The following is a 20,028-nucleotide window of genomic DNA, read 5'->3' as shown; positions in this document are numbered from 1 at the left end:
CCTGTGATTTTCGACCTTGTCAGGTCATTGCCAAGGATCACATGTGGGAGCGAGCCTGCTCGCGAATGCGCCAGGTCAGCCAATAGCATCTTTGTATGATCCAGCGCTTTCGCGAGCAGGCTCGCTCCCACAGCAGGCGTGCTTGATCCATCAGAACGCCATGCGCCATTGACCCGCCACGCCATACGATCGGCTGTCATTACCCAGCTCACCCGTTAAGCCCACGCCCAGTGTGTGCGCCGCCGAAAGACCAAGGTCGAGGCCCGCATCCACCGCGAGGCTGTTCCGATCCAGTGCCGCCCCGGTCACTTCAAAGCGCTTGCCGCCCTTGCGCAGTTGCTGGCCGGTGTCGCTGTCGACCTCGCCGAAGGTATGTTTCCAGCCTGCGCTCAAGCGCGGGGTCAAATGCATGCCGTTATCCAGCGTATTGATCTGCGCAAGCCGCAGGCCAAAGGTGCTGCTGAAGTTGTCGCGAGTCTGACCGAAGACTTTCAGCGCCGCGTCGCCGCCCTTTTCGTTGTAGCTGTCGCGCTGATAACGCTGATAGCCGAGGCTGGCGTAGGGCTCGAGGGTGACGCTATCCCGGCCCAGATTGAACCCGACTTCGGCGAATGCCTGTTGAGTATGGGCGTCGTAGTTGCCCTTGAGACGATCGCTGAAACCCTTGAACGCGACCCGCCGTGTGCTGCTGCCGTCATGGCTGGCGTAGGTCGCACCGAGGCGCAGTGACAGCGGGCCATCCTGACGCATGGCGTAGGCGCCGAGGTGCCAGCTGTCGAGATCGCCGTCGTACTGGCGGGCATCGAATTTCGTCTGCGATTTGCCGCCAATCAGGCCGACATGCCAGTGCTCGTCGAGTCGCCAGTCAGCGCCCACGACCAGCCCTTGCGTGGCATGTTGGAGGATACCGTCAGCGTCGCGATCAACCTTGCCGCCGAGGCCCAACGCCTGAATCCACACCCGCCCGGAGTCTTCGCTGCCTGCGGCCTGACGCGGTGAACTGCGCGAGCCGTAGGTCGAGGCGGAATGATTGTCCAGCTGCCGCATCGCCGAAAGCATGCTCGCACTGACCGGCGTGATACTGCTCAGCGTGGCTTTGGCGAGGTTGGCATTGCTGCCTGCGGCAAGTTGATCGAGGGCGATGGGCGCGGTGGTTTTATCGCTGGTCAGCAGTGCGGCGACGGCCCTGTTGGTGCCGATATCGAAAGCTTGAGTGGAAGCCCCTCGATTATCCAAGCTCTGCGCAATCGAACGAGCACTGCGTGTTCGGGCCAGTTGTTCGAACCCTACATCGTTGCGCACGTAGTGCAGGTTCACCGCGTTTGGCTCATAGGAGAGCGTTGGTGTCATGTAGGCCAGATTGGTGGTGACCTCACCGAACTCGCCATCAATGACGTTTGCAGACAACAGCCGATACTCATTGGTACGAGCGTAGTCGCCCGGTACGCCATAAATCTCGACACGCGCACCTCCCAGGCTCGCGGTGCCCTGAACATGCACGGGATCTGAGCCGCGGTCGGCAGATACGGCGTAAGAAAACACAGCGTCCTCATGGAGCGTCAGATTGCCTTTGATATTGGGAGAGCCGTGTTGCTGGCTGGCAAGCAGGGTTCCTGCGACATATAGCCCCGTCACGTGTCCATAACCGCCAAAAACCGCTCCCGGGTCGACATCGACACCATTGATCGATGCGTAGTTGAGCAGCACGGCGTCGGCTTTGACGTCAGCATCACCCTCGAAAGCGTGACGCAGGGTCCACTGTCCACGTGCGATACGCATGGCTGAGAAATTGCGCGTCTCACCGATCTCGCCGCCTTCTACGGCATTGAACAGCAACCCGTTCGCACCTTTGCCACCGTCCAGGCGACCGTCCCAACGGGCGCCCTTATTGATCACCAGCAAGTCATCTCCATCGCCCAGTTGCAGGGATACGCCGCCGATATTCTCGAGCGGGCTCGAGACAAAAGAGCGCTGCGTCGTGATCGCCAACATGTCGCGTTCAAACGGGTCGACAAGATCGAATTCCTCATCGCCGGTTTCCACCACTACGAACTCTGGAAACTCCAGCCTTTCATAAAAGGCCGGACTGAAATCCTCGATCGCAACCGTCGCGCGTACGGCATCGACCGAAGGCGCGTCAGAGGCCTGAGTGGGCGACGGAGAAGTGTGCTCCAGCGGGCCGATGAATTCCTTGATCGCAAACAAGTCATCAGGATCCACTTTCGGTGTGGGTGTTTTCTTCTTTCGAGGCTTGGCGGTTTTGTCTTCGCTGATCTGCGCAGAAACCTGGACGTCGGGCAGCTGTTCGATGGACGCCTCGGCAGATCCGATCGTCAGCGCGATCGCCAAAGCGAGGTGATGGGGACGGTATTTGTGTAGGGCAGGCATCGAGTTCAACCTCCTTGTATGAAAGGCTCAACTCTATTGCTGCGTTGCAAAAAACGATGTCGGTCGGTTCCTGATGCTGTGCAGGCGACGTCGGATCGTTCTGTCGAAAATCCTCGCGGGATTTCGCAAACAAGGCTTTTGCGCGGTGGCGGCGGTTCGTTTTCCTACAGCCTATATGGGTCACAGCGACATACGTCGGGGGTCCATCTGCATTGTTTTGCGTCGATTGAAGCCCCAGCGGCTCCCGTCTGCATTTTGTTGCAGTTTAATTACCAAAACTGTCATCACGCTGCATTAAATTGCGCCTTTCACAAAACGAATCTGCCGCGTCATGAGTAAACTCAAATCTGCACGGGGCCTTACTGTCCTTGATCGCATGGCGCTTATCGACAGCATCAAGGAATCACTGGCCGAAGGCACTCTGGAAATCGGTGACGCCGTGCGCCGTTTACGGGTCGAAGTCACCGGTCTGCATCAGTCCCAGTTCGCGAAGATGTGCAAGATTTCAGTGCGCACGCTGGTGCATATCGAACATGGCGAAGGCAATCAGACCCTGAAGTCCCTTAACGCGGTGTTCCGCCCATTCGGCATGAAAATGGGCGTTGTGCGAATACGCCGGGACAACGCTTGATACCTTCGCGGCTGTTCAGCCACGCCGCACATACGCCTTGCCGTAATGCCGCTCCATCCGTGCCTGAATCAGCTCCAGCCCGATCGACATCAGCCAGTAGATGATCGCCGCCGTGGTGAGCATTTCGATGTAGCGATAGCTTGAGCGCCCGTAGGACTGGGCGAGGAACATCACTTCCCAGACACCCATCACCGAGATCAGCGACGAGTCCTTGAGCATCGAGATGAACTGGTTGGTGGTCGGCGGAATGATTGTGCGCATGGCCTGGGGCAGGGTGATGCGCCAGAAGATCACGCTTTCGCGCAGGCCAAGCGCCAGGGATGCTTCGCGTTGGCCGTGATCGACGCCGAGGATGCCGGCGCGGAAGATTTCGCTCAGGTAGGCGCCGTAATTCAGCGACAGGGCAATGATGCCGGCGACGATGGCGCCGGGGACGATGCCCAGTTGCGGCAAGCCGAGGTAGATCAGCAGGATCTGGATCAGCAGTGGCGTGCCGCGAAAGAACGAGGTGTAGAAACTGGCGATGCCAAATGCGACGGCGCTGTTCGACAGGCGCGCCAGCGCGGTGATGAAACCGAGCAGCGACGAGGCGATGATCGAGCATGCGCAGAGAAACAGCGTCAGCGCTGCGCCTTGCAGGAAGCCGTTCGGCGCCAGCTTCAGGCCAACGAGGTTGGGCAGCTTGTCGAGGATGATCGCGAACTTCAGGTCGAAGCTGAGGAAGAATCCGGCAAACAGGCAGAACAGCGCCGCCCACGTCAGGTACAGGCGCGTTCGGAAACCAAAGAGCTTTTGCAGGCGTGTTTCAGCCACCGGTTGCGGTGGCTGGGGCGGGGTCGGAAAGGAAGTCATTGGCTGATATCGGCGCCGATCCATTTCTGCGACAGCTTGCTCAGGGTGCCGTCCTGTTTCAGTTGTGCGAACACCTCGCGCACCTTGGCGTCCCACTGCGGGTCACCCTTTTCGATGGCTACCGAGTTGGGTTCCGAGTAGAGCGGTTCGCCGGCCAGTTTGAAGCGCTGGTCCTGGTTCAGGCGCGGCTGTGCGGTGACCAGATTGGTGAGGATCGCATCCAGGCGCACGCCGGCGCCCAGGCCCAGATCCTGGAAGGCGACGTTGTCGGTGTCGTACGGAGCGATCTGCACATCCTCGAACGGATACTGCAACTGCGTATCCTCGGCGCCTTCGATGACCAGGTTCTTGTTCAGATAACTTTCGTAGCTGGAGGCGCTGGTCAGGCCGACCTTTTTGCCGCTCAGGTCCTTGGCGCTGTGGATGCGATCGTCCTTGGCGTTGACCACGATCACCGCTGGCGAGGCGTAGTACTCGACCGGGAAGTCGAACACCTCGGCGCGGGCCTTGCTCGGGGTCATCGAGCAGATGCAGATGTCGTAGCGCCCGCTCCAGCGGCCGGCGGCGATCACGTCCCAGGACGGCGTTTCCAGACGCAGTTTGACGCCAAGCTTGTCCGCCACCGCTTTGGCAACGTCGACATCGAAACCGTCGAGTTGATTCTGCTCATTGAGAAACGAGAAGGGCGGATAGCTTTCCATGAGCACGCCGACCAGCTCTTTTTTCTGTTCGACGCGGTCCAGCGTCGCGCCGCCGAAGGCTTGGGTGGAGGCCAGAATGGTCAGGCCCAGGGCCAATAGCGGTTGGAGTTTCACAGTCGCTTCCTGTTGAAAAAAGAGGTTGTTATTAACTGAGTGGTGCGTATTAAATAGTTATAAGAACGACTCTGATAGTGAGTTATTTTCATAAGCATATGAGTGAAAAGCATATGGGCGCAGCGAACAGGGTCATTCTCGATGGCGGCATGGGCCGCGAGTTGCAACGCGCCGGAGCGCCATTTCGCCAGCCCGAGTGGTCGGCACTGGCGCTGAGTGAAGCGCCGCAGGCGGTCGAAGCGGTGCATGCCGCGTACATCAACAGCGGCGCCGACGTGATCACCAGCAACAGTTACGCGGTGGTGCCGTTTCACATTGGCGAGGCGCGCTTTGCGGCTGAGGGCCAGGCGCTCGCGGCACTGGCGGGGGAGTTGGCGCGGCGGGCGGTGCAGGCATCCGGCAAGCCAGTGCGTGTTGCCGGGTCGTTGCCGCCGCTGTTTGGTTCGTATCGTCCAGATCTGTTCGAAGCGGATCGCGTGACCGAGCTGCTGACGCCGCTGGTCAATGGGCTGGCCCCGCATGTTGATCTGTGGCTGGCGGAAACCCAGAGTTCGATTATCGAGGCGCGGGCCATTCACGCCGGGTTGCCGAAGGACGGCAAACCGTTCTGGCTGTCGTTCACCCTCAAGGATGAAGACACCGATGAAGTGCCGCGCCTGCGCTCCGGTGAGCCGGTAGCCGAAGCGGCTGCGGTGGCGGCTGAACTCGGCGTCGAAACCCTGCTGTTCAATTGCAGTCAGCCTGAAGTGATTGGCGCGGCCATCGACGCGGCGCGCGCAACCTTTGAGCGTCTCGGCGTCACGATCAATATCGGCGCGTATGCCAACGCGTTTCCTCCGCAACCGAAAGAAGCCACGGCCAACGACGGGCTCGACCCGTTGCGCGATGATCTCGATCCGCCGGGGTATCTGCACTGGGCGCTGGATTGGCAACAGCGCGGCGCCAGTCATCTGGGTGGCTGCTGCGGGATCGGCCCGGAGCACATTGCGGTGCTGGCGCAAGAACTGCGTCGTTAAGAAAAAACCCGCCAATTGTGGGAGCGAGCCTGCTCGCGAAAGCGGTCAGTCAGTCAATATTTCAGTGACTGACACAGCGCCTTCGCGAGCAGGCTCGCTCCCACAGGGGCTTTGTGACGATCAGCTACGGCACTCGGCCAAGCCTTTCACCTGGCCACCAGGCGTCTGGTTTTCATTGCTCAGCCAGCGCTCGAACCCGGCACCAATCGCTGGCCATTCCCCATCCAGAATCGAATACCACGCGGTGTCGCGGTTCTGCCCCTTGACCACCATGTGCTGGCGAAACACCCCTTCGAAACTGAAGCCCAGACGCTCCGCCGCGTATTTGGAGCGGGCGTTGCCGTTGTTGCACTTCCATTCCAGGCGCCGGTAACCCAACTCGAACGAATACTTGGCCAGCAGGTACACCGCCTCGGTGCTTTTCGGCGAGCGTTGCATTGACGCACCGAAAGTGACGTGGCCGATTTCGATGCGGCCCTGCGCCGGGACGATCGACATCAGGCTGAGGATGCCTTGCACCTGACCAGTCGCGCGGTCGATGACGCTGAAGAAATACGGGTCGCTGTTGGCCGCATGATTGTTCAGCCAGTCGTTGAACGCGCTGCGCTCGCGAAACGGACCGTAAGGCAAGTAATCCCAGAGCTTCGGATCGGCACCGGGCCCTTCGAGGGCGGCGTACAGTTGCTCGGCATGCCGCGCCGGGTCGAGTTTTTCCAGACGAATGAAACGGCCCTCGAGCAGGGTGGCGGAGGGGGCGGGGACGCCTTTCCAGTCAGCGAGTGAAGCGGTCATGTGCGCGTCTCCTTACAGTGCCTTGCGAAATTGGATGAAGCCCGGGCGTTCAGCGATGCGCTCGTAGAGCTGGATCGCGGTGGCGTTGGTTTCATGGGTCAGCCAGTGGACTTTGCAGCAACCATCTGCCTTGGCGGTAGCGTAGACATGCTCGATCAACAGCCGACCGACACCGGTGCCACGGGCTTCCGGCACCACCAGCAGATCCTGCAGATAGCAGGAGTTTTCGATGCTCCAGTTCGAGCGATGATAGATGTAATGCACCATGCCCAACGCTTTGCCTTCAGCCCAGGCGAGGGCGGCGTGGGTCGGTTCATTCGGGTCGAGAAAGCGCTGCCAGGTGCTTTGGGTGACGGGGCCCGGCAGTTCGGTGTTGTAGAAGCGCAGGTACGCCTGCCACAGCGGCAGCCAAGCGGCGTGGTCATTGGCGCTGACCGGGCGAATGTCGATCTGGGTCATGGGTAGATCCTTAGCGCATCAGGCTGGCAAGGGTTTGGTCGTTGGCGTCGGGGCTGGCGGCGAGGCCTTCGCGCACCCCGGCGATATCTTCGGCGCTACGGTTCTGGCTGAGCTTGCGTTTGCCTTCGAGGCGGTCGATGGGAATGGCAAAACCGACGATGGCTTTGAGCATGGTGTCGATGTAATCGGCTGGCGCATCGTCCACCGACCACGGCTGGGCACGGCCTGCCTCGTGACGGTCGGTCAGGGTGCTGACAATGTCGAGCAGGCGCCCGCCATCGCTGAAGGTCTCGGCCTGACCGTAGGCGTGCACGGCGATGTAGTTCCAGGTCGGCACGACCTTGCCGTGCTCGGCCTTGCTCGGATAGAAGCCGGGGCTTACGTAGGCGTCTGGTCCGGCGAAGATCAGCATCGCCTCGGCGCCGTCACGCAGGTCTTTCCACTGCGGATTGGCCTTGGCCAGATGGCCGTAGAGCGTGCCGTATTCGCCCTGTTCGCGATGCAACAGCACCGGCACGTGGCTGGCTTGCAGGCCGCTTTCGCCGTGGCTGACCAGAATGGCCAGGCGCGTGGCGAGGATCAGTTCGTGCAGTTGGGACAAGTTTTCGATGGCAAAGGAGCGTGGCGTGTACATGGACAGATTTTCCTTGGCGAATGCCTACATCCTAGGCAGGCTATTGGTCCGTTGTAAGAGCCATTGCTGAACCATTTCATAGGTCCATTCGCCATGCCTGATCTGCCAACCTTGTCGATGCCTTTCAATCCGGCCGGAATCGAGCTTGATCGCCGTCAGGGCCTGAGCCGCCAGCTCTATCAGGCTCTGCGCCTGAGGGTGCTGGATGGACGTCTGGCCAGTGGCACGCGATTGCCGGCCAGCCGAGACCTGGCCTCGGCGCTGGGCATTTCCCGCAACAGCGTGGTGCGCGCCTACGATCAGTTGTATGCCGAGGGCTTTATCGAAGGGCGCGTTGGCGACGGTACTTACGTGGCGCAATTGGCTCAGGCATCCACGCCTGAAAAAAAACTATCCACAAATTCATCCACAGGCTTGTCAACAGCCTTACCCACAGCCTTATCCACAAATTGGCTGGATTTACCTGTGAATCCATCCAGCAAAGTTATCCACAGCGACGGATTTTCCCGCATTGAAAAGCATCATTTGCCACGACCACCGAGCGGTCCGCCGCGTGCTTTTCGGGTGGGTGTGCCGGCGTTCGATCTGTTTCCGTTCGAGGTCTGGGCCAAGCTGAATGCGGCTTTCTGGCGCAAACCGGATCTGCAGCAGCTGTGTTACGGCGACCCGGCCGGTGACGCGCGGCTGCGCGGCATGATTGCTGCGTATTTGCGCAGCTCGCGCGGTATGCAGTGCACGGCTGAGCAAATTGTGATCACCAGTGGCGCGCAGCAGGGCATCAGCCTTTGTGCACAGCTGCTGGTCGAGCCTGGGGACGGCGTGGCGATCGAGAATCCGGGCTACCGCGCCGCCGGACATGCCTTCGCTGTAGCGGGGGCGCAATTGCATGGGGTGGCGGTGGACAGCGACGGCATCGATTGTAGCGCCATGGCTCAGCTCAGCGATTGTCGGGTGGCTTACGTGACGCCGTCTCATCAGTACCCGACCGGTGTGGTGATGAGCCTGGCCCGGCGTCTGGAGCTGCTCGCCTGGGCCGAGCGTGTCGGCGGCTGGATCGTCGAGGATGATTACGACGGCGAGTACCGCTACACCGGCGCACCGCTGGCGCCGTTAGCGGCACTTGACCGTCAGGGGCGTGTGCTCTACGTCGGGACGTTTGGCAAAGTCGCTTTTCCGGCGTTACGCCTGGGTTATCTGGTGCTGCCGCCCGCGCTGGTCGAGGCGTTCGCGCAACGCCGCGCCGTCGATGTGCGGCACTCGGAGGTCAGCACGCAAGCGGTGATGGCCGAATTCATGGCCGCCGGGCATTTCCAGCGGCATATCCGCCGCATGCGCCGGGCTGCGCTGAGCCGACGCAACTGCCTGCTCGAAGGCTGGCCGACGGTCGCCGGCGTCGGTCAACTGCCCGCCGTGCCGGCCGGGCTGCACTTGACCGTCGCCGTGGACAGCATCGAGCGCGAGCAGCAATTGATCGCTCAGGCCGCTGAGGTCGATGTAGAAATCAACGGCCTGAGCAGCTACTGGCTCCCCGATTCGACTACGCCCATGGATAAGCGCGCCGGCCTGGTGCTGGGTTTCGCTGCTGTACCAGAGCCAGCAATCAAAGCGGCGCTGTCGCGTCTGCGGCAGGCTTGGCGAGATTGAAGAACAGCGTTTCGGCGCTGCGACTGGAAATTTCGCTGCGATGGATTTCAATCAGTCTCTGATTATCCACATCGGTTATTTCAGAGGTGCCTCCGAGGCGGTGCTGGGCAACTGTCTTCATGTGTCCACGCAAAAATGCGCCATCGGGCGCGTCGGCGCTGCTGTAATGGAAATGCGCATAGCAGAGGACCTTGTCGGTATGCGCATCACGAATCTGATACTCGTCGAGGAAGTCATTCTTATGGCGCCTCAGGCGCCGTCGGGTCAGGGTTTTCGAAATGTTCACTTCGCCCTTGTCCTTGAGCCACTCGACCCCGGCGGCTGTTGGTAGTTGTTGCTTGACCAGACGGATTCGCGTGCTGGTGCCCTTTTCCTCCAGCGTCGTAGCCGCAGCATCGAGCTTGTGGTTGAGCGTTTCGGACGGTTCATGCAGAGCAGCGGTGAGGTTACTCGCCGTCAACGCTTCATCGATGGCGGCACCGGCCTTGCGCAACAGGGCGGCGTGATTGTGGTATTCCTCTTCGACTTCCACCGGAATGCGCGAGCCGCGTTTGAGGCGCGCCTCGATGCGCCGATGGAACGCCGCCAGCCCGTCGATCAAGGCCTGCCCTGCGCTGATGCTGTTGTTGAGGTTGGGCCGGGCTTTTGGCGACGGTGCCGGCCGTGCATTCTGTTCGACCCAGATACCTGGCGACTCCTCCTTGAATGTCGCGATGACTCTCGTCAGTGCTGTACTGACCTCGACCAGATCGGTGTCTTTGCCGTCGAGGCTTTTTTTCCGTTCGCCGACCAGGATGCCCTTGTTGCGCGTCTTGATGATCTGCCGATTCGAAGATGACGGGGAAGGTCTCGACGGACCGGCTTGCGGCACGAGTAAATGCCGGTAGCGCAACAGATCGGCGAGTCGATTGTCGGCGCTTTCCTTGAATGCGGCCACGCGCGCCTGCAACTGCTTGAGTCGCTCCGTGTGTATGTGTTCGGAATATTCACTCGCCAGGTCATCGAAACGCTTGTCCACGGAAGCAAACTGTTCGCTCACCTGGCTCAGGGCGTCGATGCGGATGCGCAGATCGCTGAGGCTTTCATCGGCGCTCAGGTCCCGTGAACTCTGAACGTTCAGCGCAGCATCTTCGAACAGACCGGCCAGCGCTTGTTGTGCCTCGACATGAGCGGTGGAATCGCCGGGCTTGATGCAGGTGTACTGGCCGAGACTGATCTGCAAAGTCTTCAGATCATCCAGCGGGTAGGGCGCAAGGCTGATGTTGTATTTCTGCTTTACATCAAAGCCATCCGGTCCCAGCCTGGTGAGCTCCTTCATGCAAGCTTCAGCCGACTCCATTTTCTCGATAATGGTTTGAGTGACATCGTTCAACTGTTCGAACGCAGAGGTGGCTGCCTGCGATTCGCTGCGCAGTTCGTCGTCGAGTATCGCCTGCACCGCCAGTACCCGCTGCTGGTAATCCGAAGCGTTATTACTCAGCCACTCCTGTCCCAGAAACAACTGCATGTCCAACCGCTCCGGCATTACCGTGCGGTAGTTGGGAATCGACTGCTTGCAGTTGAGTTTCTTGATCAGCTTAATGTTTGCGGCATATTCGTTGTGCTGTGAATCGAGCGTGGCAAGGTACTGCGCAAGCGCTTGCTCGCGTGCCTGCGCAGGGGCATCGTGCAGGCTGTTGCGGTCTGCATCGAGACGGCTCCCTTTGCTCTCCATCGTCAAATCGAACGCAGTAATCTGCTCGGCCAATACGGCCACCTCCTTGGTTCTTATGCCTTGCGCGGCTTGGCGACCTTCTTCCAATCCGCCGCCGCGCAGACGCAAGCGCAGATCGATTACCCACTGGCCGTTGGCGGTATAGGCCAGCCTGGGTCCGGCAGGTCGGGTGGGCTGACGCGTATCGACGATGTGCACATCGCCATGCGCGTTGCGCGCGACTTCGAACCAGCGTTCACCGACGCGGGCGTACCATTTGTCTGCGTGGGCGTAGAGGCCTCGCTGCGCACCCTCTCTGGTGGCAGCGCCAAGCCCTTTGGGCTTGGCGAGCTTGAACGTATCCAGCAGCTTGGCGAGGGCCAACGGGGATCGTTTCAGCGCCGTGATGCTGTCGATCGATGTGCCATGGGCTTCGGTCAATTGCGGGCCGGTGATGTCCGGCTGGCGCAGCGCTTTGACGATTCTGGCGGCAGGTTTGCTCGTTGCTGTGTCCTCTTCGAGCGTTGTGGCCACGGGCGTCGATGGCGCATCACCCATTGCCGCACGATGGGCGAGCACCATGCCCAGCGCCAGGAGGATATCGGCGATGGCCGTCCAGGCGACTTTCGCCGATTGCTCGTTGGCGCCGTCGGTGATTTCCTGCAGATCATCCATGATCTGCCAGATCCACGCCGCTGTACCTACGCTGCGGCCCAGAAACGGCAGTGCGGCATTGAGCATCACCCAGCCACCCTGTTTCAGCGAGGCCCAGCGTGCTTCTGCATCAGAGACCGATTGCCGGTCGGCTTGGGTGACAAGCGCCTTGACGTTGCGTTCGTGCAGGGTGGCGAGGACATCGCTGGCGATCACCTGAGTGCCCAGCGCGACCGCGCCTGACATGTCCAGTGCTGTGGTCGGGTTGATCATCAGTTGCGGGATCGTCCACACCGAGGGCAGCCTGGCGGTGAAGACGAACTGGCTGTAATTGAAGCGCACATCGTCCGGCAACCAGGCCAGTACCGAATCGCGCAGATGTCGCGAATGCTGGATCGCAAAGAGCAGATTGGCAAATCCCGGATATTGCAGCAGAGCCTTGTCGAACAACGGTCGATACAGCACGCACGGCCCTTTGTCGGCATCGCGCGGGCCTATGACATACATGTTGTCGACAGTGTCTGCGGTGGAGCGGCTGCGATGAGCGACGAAGGCCAAAGGGCGAATGACGATTTCCTCGCCATCGACGTAGCGTTCTGCGTCAGTCGTGGCCAATGCGGCAACCACGTATCGATAACCCGATTCGTCAATGCCGGCTCTGCCCTGGATCTTGTGCTGCAACGCCAGCAATGGCAGCTCGACGCGTAGCTGACTGGTATAGAGCCTTTCCAACCGTGACGCTTGCACTGAGTCGTCTATCAGTACGGCCTTGAGATGCGCCGGGTAGGTCTTGCCGATGTCGACCGTGCTGACCAGCTTCTCCAGAAAAGTCGCGCTCATCCACTCGGGTACCGGGCTGCCATCCTTGTACCGCACAGTCTTGTTGCCCAAGGGCAGGCCTGCGAGGTTTTGCAGGGCCAGCTCGGTCAGCGTCCATGTCTGAGTCTGAGTATTTCCCGGCAACACAAAGGTGCCCCAGACTACGAGGCTGGTGATGGTGATTTCGATGTTGTCGATGTTCACGTCTTGGGCGTCGGGCTGCTCCTTGAGAATCTGTTTGATCAGCGCTGCACGAGTGAACGCCTGCAAGCTGGTGATTTCGCTCTGAAAGGATTTTCCGTTGTTCTCGTGCTGTAGCGTCGTCAGGTCCAGCAGGTGCCGGCTGTAGCGCGTCTGATCCATGGGCAGGGCGTCGTTCAGCCAGTCCGGAAGCATCGGCTGCAAACGTTCGAAGTGCGCTTCAAGGCGCGGTGTCGGTTGTGCCGGTTTGCCGGCCGTGCCGGTATGCGGATAGACGCGTTTACCAGGGGAGTCCTGAAAAAAACTGATTTTGCCCAAGGCATCCGCTTCCAGAAAAATCAGGGTGCAGGCCTGCTGGTCGAAGAAATTGCCCTGGGGTTCGACCAGCCGCCACTTGAGATCTTCGCCCGAGGCGTTTGCGCCATATATCCGCAGCAGAGCCTCGCCGAGTTCCTCCAGTGAATCGAAACGCTGAAAGCCCTGAGTAATCGCGTGGGTGAGAATCAACGTACGGTCTGCGATGCTGCCGACCAACACTGCGGCGTCGAGCAGGGTCAAGTGGCTTTGCGTGTCGGCGTTCCCCCGATCGAGATCAATCAGATATGCCTTTGCCGAGTACGGGGCGGGGGCCAGGCGTTGTTGCGGGTCGGGCTGTTTGAAAATCGCCTGGGCCATGGCGATTTCATCGGCATCCCAGCCGACGCTGGCATCGACGTTCCACAGGTTGCGCAGTGCCTCGGACAATTGCTGCCAGCGCGGTTGCCCGGGATAGGTGAACTCGTCCCAGTAGTCGACGTGCTGTTCCTTGTAGGCGATGAACAGCAGCGGTGCCAGTTCGTTGAGCAACAGGCCGATCGCATCGATCTTCACCGGCAGATGCGCAGGGGCTGGCACGCCGGGTTGCAGGGTCAGGTAATGCTCACCATCGAGGTACGTCACCGTGGTACCGGACAGGCCGAGCCGCACCAGCGCGTTGGTCAGCGATCCAGCCTGATACCCGTCGGGTACTACTCGACCCTCCACAATGGCCCAGGTGGGTTGCACGACCATCGCCAGACGCGGGTCTATGTCGAGATTCGGATACAACGTCTTGAGGGCTTCGCGCAGCGTTTTTGATGCGACTTCTTGCAGCGAGGGGCCGGTAACCAGCTGAGTCACGATATCGACGGCACTGGCTTTGGGAATGGCGGTCATGTTGGTTTCCTGCTCTGTCGGGACGCCGCGAGGGCGGCGGAGCAGGGCAAGTTAAAAGGCGCGACAGCGACCCGTGCGGTAGATAAAGCTGCCAGGCAAAAAAAGACCCGCCTCGGCGGGTCTTCGGCAAACGAGCCGGTTTCAGGTCCCGGACTTGATTTTCGTCCAGGCCCGCGTGCGTGCGCGTTCGGCATCCCGAGGCAGCGGCTGCAAGGTGTAGAGCGTGCTCATTGCCGCATCGGTCGGGTACAGGTTCGGGTTGTTGCGAATGGCTGGATCGACCAGGCCGGTGGCGTCCTTGTTTGGGTTTGGATAACCGACAAAGTCGCTGACCGGAGCAATCACCGCAGGTTGCAGCAGATAGTTGATGAAGGTGTAGGCGTCTTCGGTGTTCTTCGCGCCCTTGGGAATCGCGAGCATGTCGAACCAGATCGGCGCGCCTTCTTTGGGCAAGCGCATATCGACCACCACGCCGTTTTTCGCTTCCTTGGCGCGGTTGGCCGCTTGCGAGAAGCTGCCGGAATAACCGACGGCCACGCAGATGTCGCCGTTGGCAATGTCAGCCATGTACTTGGAGGAATGGAAGTACGTCACGTAAGGGCGGATCTTCATCAGCAGCGCTTCGGCCTTGGCGTAATCCGCTGGCTTCTTGCTGTTGGGGTCGAGACCGAGGTGTTGCAGAGCCAGCGGCAGAATTTCCGACGGCGAGTCGAGCAGGGCGACGCCGCACTGCTTGAGCTTGCTGATGTTCTCTTCGTTGAAGATCAGGTCCCAACTGTCCACGGGCGCGTTGTCGCCCAGTGCTGCCTTGATCCTGGCCGGGTTGAAACCAATGAGGATGGTGCCGTACATGTACGGCACGGCAAATTTGTTTCCCGGGTCGTTGGCCTCGATCAGCTTCATCAGTTTCGGATCAAGGTGATTCCAGTTCGGCAGTTTGCTGCGATCCAGCGGCTGGAACACCCCGGCCTCGATCTGCTTGGCGAGGAACACGTTGGACGGCACCACCACGTCATAGCCGGAGTTGCCGGTGAGCAGCTTGGCTTCGAGTGCTTCGTTGGTGTCGAAGATGTCGTAGATCAGTTTGGTCTGGCTGTTCTGTGCCTTGAAGTCGTCCAGCGCCTTGGGCGTGATGTAGTCGAACCAGTTGTAGACGCGCAGCGTGCGTTCTTCGGCGTGGGCGCCAGCGCTCAGCAGGGCTGCGCACAGCGCCGAGGCGATCAGTCGCTTTTTCATTGTTCAAAACCTTCCAGCACGTTCACTGCGTTGATGCCGATTTCTTCTACCGCGTAGCCACCTTCCATGACGAACAGGGTCGGCTTGCCGAGGGCGGCGATGCGCTTGCCCATAGCCAGATAATCCGGGCTGTCGAGTTTGAACTGCGAGATCGGGTCGTCCTTGAACGTGTCGACGCCGAGGGAGACGACGATGATGTCCGCGCCATAGCGATCGATCTCGTCGCAGGCCTGATCCAGCGCCGCGCTCCAGACATCCCAGCCGGAACCGGCCGGCAGCGGATAGTTGAAATTGAAGCCTTCACCGGCACCTTCGCCGCGCTCGTCGTCGTAGCCGAGGAAGAACGGAAACTCCGCTTCCGGGTGGCCGTGGATCGAAGTGAACAGGACATCGCTGCGTTCGTAGAAAATCGACTGAGTGCCGTTGCCATGGTGGTAATCGACGTCAAGAATCGCGACTTTCTTGTGGCCCTGATCGAGAAAGGCCTGAGCGGCGATGGCGGCGTTGTTGAGGTAGCAATAACCGCCCATCAAGTCGCTGGCGGCGTGATGTCCCGGCGGACGGCACAGGGCGAAGGCCGCGCGTGCGCCACCCTGGATTTCAGCCTGCGCGGAAAGCGCCACTTGCGCTGCGCTGTAGGCCGCTTGCCAGGTGCCGGCGGTAATCGGCGCGCCGCCATCGAAGCTGTAATAACCCAGCTGGCCATGCAGGCTGGTCGGTTTGATCGCACGCAGCGTGCGCGCCGGCCAGGTGTAGGGCAGCAAGTCGCCGTCAGTGTTGAACTCGGTCCAGCGTTGCCATGCACCTTTGAAAAATTCCAGATAGTCACGGCTGTGAATGCGCGCGATCGGCTCCAGGCCGAAATCCTTCGGCGCTTCGACCGCCCCGAGGTTTTGCTTGTGCACGCGTTGCAGCACATGGTCGGCACGCGACGGCATCTCGAAGCACGGCTTGAGCTGGCCATCGATGAGTTCGCAGCGGCCATGGTGCAAGTGGTGATCGTCTGAGTAGATCGTCAGCATTTGTTGTTCTCCGCAAGGCTGGTTCGGTGGCCTTCAGTGTTGCGGCGCAAGTTGAATCGGAGAACGTCGGGAGCGGCCAAAAGGGGATCGATATGGCCAAAACCTCTGACCGCAATTCGCCCCTTGTGCATGCAGGCTCATGCCTGGAGCACACATCAATGCGGTCGGAACTGACTCGGCGCCACGCCGCTCCAGCGCACAAACGCATGGCGAAAACTCGCTGTCTCGCTGAAGCCCAGCGTCTCGGCGATCCGATAGATCGGCAGCTGATCCTCACACAACATCTGCTTGGCCCGTTCGAAGCGCAGTTCATCGAGCAGTTCCTGATAGCTGCTGCCCATGTCTTTCAAATGCCGACGCAGGGTGCGCGGTGAGCACTTCATCTGCTGTGCCAGACCTTCCAGTCCCGGCGCGGCATTCAATTGTGCGCTGAGCAACTGCCGAATCCGCCCCAGCCAGGCCTGGCGTCCGGTGAATTCCAGATTCTGTTTGCGGCAGCGCTCTGCCATGGCCTGATGGGTGATCGCGTCGGCCAGCGGCAGCGGTTGATCGAGCCAATGGCGGTCGAAGGCGAAGGCGTTGTCCTTGGCCGAAAAGTGCAGCGGCGAGTCGAAGGGTTCGGCGTAGCTGGCGCGATAGTCCGGCGCTGCATGTTCAAAGCGCGTGGCGCTTAGCGGCAGCGGATGGCCGAGCAAGTCGTCGCAGATGACTTTCAGTGACACCAGACAGAATTCGGCGTTGAACACCGCCATCGCCGGGCTTTCACGGTAATCAGCAGCGACGAACCAGACCTGCTCGCCATCGTCTTCCAGGCTCAGTTCAAACAACGTGCCCAACAGCGCCGGATAACGGATCGCCAGCCGCAAAGCGTCACCGAAGGTGGCACAGGTCAGCAGGGCGTAACCGAGCATGCCGTAACAGGACACGTGCATGCGCCGGCCCAATTCGAGACCGATGTCACGCTTGAGCGCAACCGCGTTGGTGCAGACCTGCATCTCTTGATGGGTGGTGATGCGCGTATCGGCACGCTGCAGATCGGCCGCCACGATGCCGCTGCCAGCCAGCAGCGCCTCACTCGACAGGCCTTCGGCCTTGAACGTGTTGAGGATCAGCGAGACCGCGTTGAGGGTGGTGAGGTGGGAGTGGAGCATGGGATCTTCCAGCCTGGAGGTGGCTGGGACGCAGCAATTTATATGCCGTACAAAAATCCCTGGTGGGAGCGAGCCTGCTCGCGAAAGCGGTGTGTCAGGCACACGAATGCCAAATGTGTCATGGCTTTCGCGAGCAGGCTCGCTCCCACAGGGGGACTTGCGTTGTGACAGATCAGCTCAGTTCGCCGCAGAGATCCAGTTCGATCAATCGTCGCACTTCCGCCGTTTCCAGCCCGGCCCCCAGCAAGCCATGCAACTTGCCGAACGCCGCCTCGCGCGTCATGCCGCCACCGGACAACACGCCGACCCCACGCAAGCGGCTGCCGGCCTCGTAGATATCCAGCTCGACCCCACCTTCATGGCATTGCGTCACTGCAACCACCACCACGCCGTTATCCCGTGCGCGGCCAAGGCTGGCGAGGAACTCAGGGTTATCGCTCGGACCGGTCCCACTGCCGTAGCATTCCAGCACCAGACCTTGAATGCCGCTGTCGAGCAGGCCGTCGAGGACTTCGGCACTGATCCCGGGAAACAGCGGCAACACCGCCACTTTTGCCAGTTGCTTCGGCTGGTTGTAGTTCAGCGCGACTGGAATCGACGGCGCTTTCACACCACCGCCCTGACGCTCCAGGCGTTTGAACGGATGGCGGCCGAAGCTGCGCACTTTCGCGCAGCGGGTCGGCGCCAGCAGTTCGCCGTGGAAGTACAAATGCACGCCCGGCGCCAGGCCCTGGCCGAGGGCGACCAGCGCGCCGCCGAGGTTTTCCCAGGCATCGCTGTCAGTCACACCCGCCGGCAGCATCGAGCCGGTGAAACACACGCGGGCATGCAGGCCGAGCAACTGAAAACTCATGGCCGCCGCGCTGTACGCCAGCGTGTCGGTGCCGTGCAGGATCAGCACGCTGTCGCAGCCTTGCACGTCCACGGCATCGACCACCGCTTCGCGCAGTTGCTGCCAGTAGGCCGGGGTCATGTTGGCGCTGTCGATCAGCGGTGACATTTCCCGAAACTGCCACTGCGGCACTACCAGCTCAGGCTGGCTGTGCAGATAGTCGCGCATCCGCGCTTCGAAACCGGACGCCGGGGCCAGCCCGTTGGCGCTGGCCTGCATGCCGATGGTGCCACCGGTGTAGAGCACCATGACGTGTTGAGCGGCGGGATAGGTCGACGAGCTCATAGGATTCTCCGAAACGATGAGGGCCTTGCAGGAGCGAGCAGGCTCGCTCCTGCAGGTTATTGCATCACAATAACTGACGGGCGCAGGGGATGCGCCCGTCATTCACCTGTCAGCGTTGCGCTGCAGGTACGCCTTGCGGCGCAGTTTCAGTCTGGCCCGCCGCTGCTGGCGGGTTCACCGGCCAGGCGTTGCGATCCAGATCCAGGTCGGCGAATTTGCTCGAGTCGAACACTGGCTGTTTGACGCCGGCGCGACGCTGCTCATCGTAGTCGCGCATCACCCGCAGGCCGACCTTGAACAGCATGGCCAGGGCCACCAGGTTGACGAAGGCCAGACAGGTCATGGTGATGTCGGCGAAGGCGAACACTGTCGTCAGGTCCTGCATCGAACCCCACACCACCAGCGCCAGCACCAGGCCGCGGAACAGCATCAGCAGGGCGCGGTTGCGGCTGAGGAACTGCAAGCTGTTCTCGCCCAGGTAGTAGTTGTAGAGGATGCAGGTGAAGACGAACAGCGACAGCGCGACGCTGACGAACATGCGACCCCAGTCACCAACCACGGCAGCCAGCGAGTTCTGGGTCAGGACGATGCCGTCACCTTCGAAGCCCGGGGTGTAGAAGCCCGACAGCAGGATCAGCAGCGCGGTGCAGGTGCAGATCACGAAGGTGTCGAGGAACACGCTGAAAGCCTGGACCACGCCCTGCGCGCCCGGGTGCTTGACGGCGGCCACAGCGGCGACGTTCGGCGCACTGCCCAGGCCCGCTTCGTTGGCGAACACGCCACGCTTCACGCCCATGACAATGGCGCTGCCGAGCAGACCGGCAAAGGCCGGGTCGAGGCCGAAGGCGCTCTTGAAGATGGTTTCCAGCATGGCCGGTACGTGTTCGATCTGGGTGCCGATCACGTACAGGGTCACGCCGATGTAGGCCAGGGTCTTGATCGGTACCAGCAGGTCGGAGACCGAAGCGATGCGCTTGATTCCGCCGATAAAGGTGATGGCCAGCAGCACCGCGAGGACGATACCGGTGTGTTGTGGATTGAAGTCAAAGGCGTTCTGCAGCGAGTGGGTCACGGTGTAGGACTGCAGGCCGATGAAGGCGAAGCCGTAGGTGACCAGCAGCAGAACGGAGAAGACTATCGCCATGCCCTTGAGCTTGAGCCCGTGCTGGATGTAATACGCCGGGCCACCACGGTACAGGCCGTCGCCATCGGCGCGCTTGTAGACCTGGGCCAGGGTGCACTCGAAGAAGCTGCTGGACATACCGACCAGTGCGGTCACCCACATCCAGAACACCGCACCCGGACCACCGAGGGTCACGGCGATGCCGACACCGGCAATGTTGCCTGCACCGACGCGGCCGGCGAGGCTGAGCATCAAGGCCTGGAACGAGCTGAGTTGCCCGGCGCTGCCTTTGAGGCTGTCGCGGAACACCGCGAACATGTGGAAGAAGTGACGCAGTTGAACGAAACGCGAGCGAATCGTGAAGTAGCTACCGAGCCCGACAATGAGCACGATCAGTACTTTCCCTGAGAGGAAGTCGTTGATGACTTCGAGCATGGATTTATCCTCGCTGTTTTTTGTGGGTGCAAATGCTGGAGCGGAGAAACATCGTGTTACACCGGCATGCACGCGGCACGACGGGTGAGGCG

General features: G+C 60.8%; 15 protein-coding genes. 3 read left to right on the top strand and 12 right to left on the bottom strand.

The features are described 5' to 3' along the window. Positions 1–150 precede the first annotated feature (150 nt). The gene (locus OK411_RS00865) at positions 151–2,388 is read right to left on the bottom strand and encodes an autotransporter domain-containing protein (RefSeq protein WP_264364277.1); all 2,238 of its coding nucleotides are present in this window, start codon (positions 2,386–2,388) and stop codon (positions 151–153) included. Positions 2,389–2,719: 331 nt separating this feature from the next. Here OK411_RS00865 and OK411_RS00860 point away from each other — a divergent pair, with 331 nt between their 5' ends. Further along, complete coding sequence (locus tag OK411_RS00860) at positions 2,720–3,019, top strand: helix-turn-helix domain-containing protein (protein WP_123441881.1); 300 nt, start codon at positions 2,720–2,722, stop codon at positions 3,017–3,019. A 15-nt stretch (positions 3,020–3,034) separates the two neighbouring features. On the opposite strand, the gene OK411_RS00855 is transcribed toward OK411_RS00860, so the two are convergent. Beyond that, a complete protein-coding gene (locus OK411_RS00855; protein WP_016772457.1) occupies positions 3,035–3,871 on the bottom strand; it encodes an amino acid ABC transporter permease in 837 nt (278 codons plus the stop codon). Then, positions 3,868–4,686 (bottom strand): ABC transporter substrate-binding protein, encoded by an 819-nt coding sequence (locus tag OK411_RS00850; protein WP_016772458.1) that lies wholly within the window; start codon positions 4,684–4,686, stop codon positions 3,868–3,870. Before OK411_RS00850 ends, OK411_RS00855 begins: the two co-directional genes overlap by 4 nt. Before the next feature lie 113 nt (positions 4,687–4,799). Between OK411_RS00850 and OK411_RS00845 the strand changes: the two genes are divergently transcribed. Next, positions 4,800–5,702, top strand: a complete 903-nt coding sequence (locus OK411_RS00845) for a homocysteine S-methyltransferase family protein (protein WP_024014847.1) — start codon at positions 4,800–4,802, stop codon at positions 5,700–5,702. Between the two features lie 120 nt (positions 5,703–5,822). Here the strand turns inward: OK411_RS00845 and OK411_RS00840 are convergent, their stop codons facing one another. From OK411_RS00840 to OK411_RS00830, 3 genes are read right to left on the bottom strand one after another with little or no spacing between them, the layout of a single operon-like run. After that, positions 5,823–6,494: a GNAT family N-acetyltransferase gene (locus OK411_RS00840; RefSeq protein WP_264364276.1), complete on the bottom strand. Its 672-nt coding sequence runs from the start codon at positions 6,492–6,494 to the stop codon at positions 5,823–5,825. A gap of 12 nt (positions 6,495–6,506) precedes the next feature. Next, positions 6,507–6,953 carry a GNAT family N-acetyltransferase gene (locus OK411_RS00835; RefSeq protein ID WP_264364275.1) on the bottom strand — a complete coding sequence of 149 codons (447 nt, stop codon included), beginning with the start codon at positions 6,951–6,953 and terminating at the stop codon, positions 6,507–6,509. Positions 6,954–6,963: 10 nt separating this feature from the next. Further along, entirely contained in the window at positions 6,964–7,587 is a 624-nt protein-coding gene (locus OK411_RS00830) for an FMN-binding negative transcriptional regulator (protein WP_264364274.1), read from the bottom strand. A gap of 93 nt (positions 7,588–7,680) precedes the next feature. Between OK411_RS00830 and OK411_RS00825 the strand changes: the two genes are divergently transcribed. Continuing rightward, positions 7,681–9,231, top strand: a complete 1,551-nt coding sequence (locus tag OK411_RS00825; RefSeq protein WP_264364273.1) for a PLP-dependent aminotransferase family protein — start codon at positions 7,681–7,683, stop codon at positions 9,229–9,231. Here OK411_RS00825 and OK411_RS00820 read toward each other — a convergent pair. The 6 genes from OK411_RS00820 to OK411_RS00795 form a co-directional block, all read right to left on the bottom strand. Continuing rightward, complete coding sequence (locus OK411_RS00820) at positions 9,188–13,792, bottom strand: dermonecrotic toxin domain-containing protein (RefSeq protein WP_264364272.1); 4,605 nt, start codon at positions 13,790–13,792, stop codon at positions 9,188–9,190. The two genes, OK411_RS00825 and OK411_RS00820, sit on opposite strands and share 44 nt — an antisense overlap. A gap of 141 nt (positions 13,793–13,933) precedes the next feature. Then, entirely contained in the window at positions 13,934–15,028 is a 1,095-nt protein-coding gene (locus OK411_RS00815) for a polyamine ABC transporter substrate-binding protein (protein ID WP_264364271.1), read from the bottom strand. Beyond that, entirely contained in the window at positions 15,025–16,050 is a 1,026-nt protein-coding gene (locus tag OK411_RS00810; protein ID WP_264364270.1) for a histone deacetylase family protein, read from the bottom strand. Before OK411_RS00810 ends, OK411_RS00815 begins: the two co-directional genes overlap by 4 nt. Before the next feature lie 155 nt (positions 16,051–16,205). Next, on the bottom strand, positions 16,206–17,201 hold the full coding sequence (locus OK411_RS00805; RefSeq protein WP_217879055.1) for an AraC family transcriptional regulator: 996 nt from the start codon (positions 17,199–17,201) through the stop codon (positions 16,206–16,208). A gap of 172 nt (positions 17,202–17,373) precedes the next feature. After that, complete coding sequence (locus OK411_RS00800) at positions 17,374–18,378, bottom strand: asparaginase (RefSeq protein ID WP_136493208.1); 1,005 nt, start codon at positions 18,376–18,378, stop codon at positions 17,374–17,376. 109 nt (positions 18,379–18,487) lie between these two features. Beyond that, positions 18,488–19,936, bottom strand: a complete 1,449-nt coding sequence (locus OK411_RS00795; RefSeq protein WP_016772471.1) for an alanine/glycine:cation symporter family protein — start codon at positions 19,934–19,936, stop codon at positions 18,488–18,490. Positions 19,937–20,028 lie beyond the last annotated feature (92 nt).

The sequence above is a fragment of the Pseudomonas sp. RG1 genome, assembly GCF_025910115.1.
GTDB lineage: Bacteria > Pseudomonadota > Gammaproteobacteria > Pseudomonadales > Pseudomonadaceae > Aquipseudomonas > Aquipseudomonas atacamensis.
Note: the sequence above shows the minus strand (reverse complement) of the source record. Positions and strands in the feature narration are given on the sequence as shown.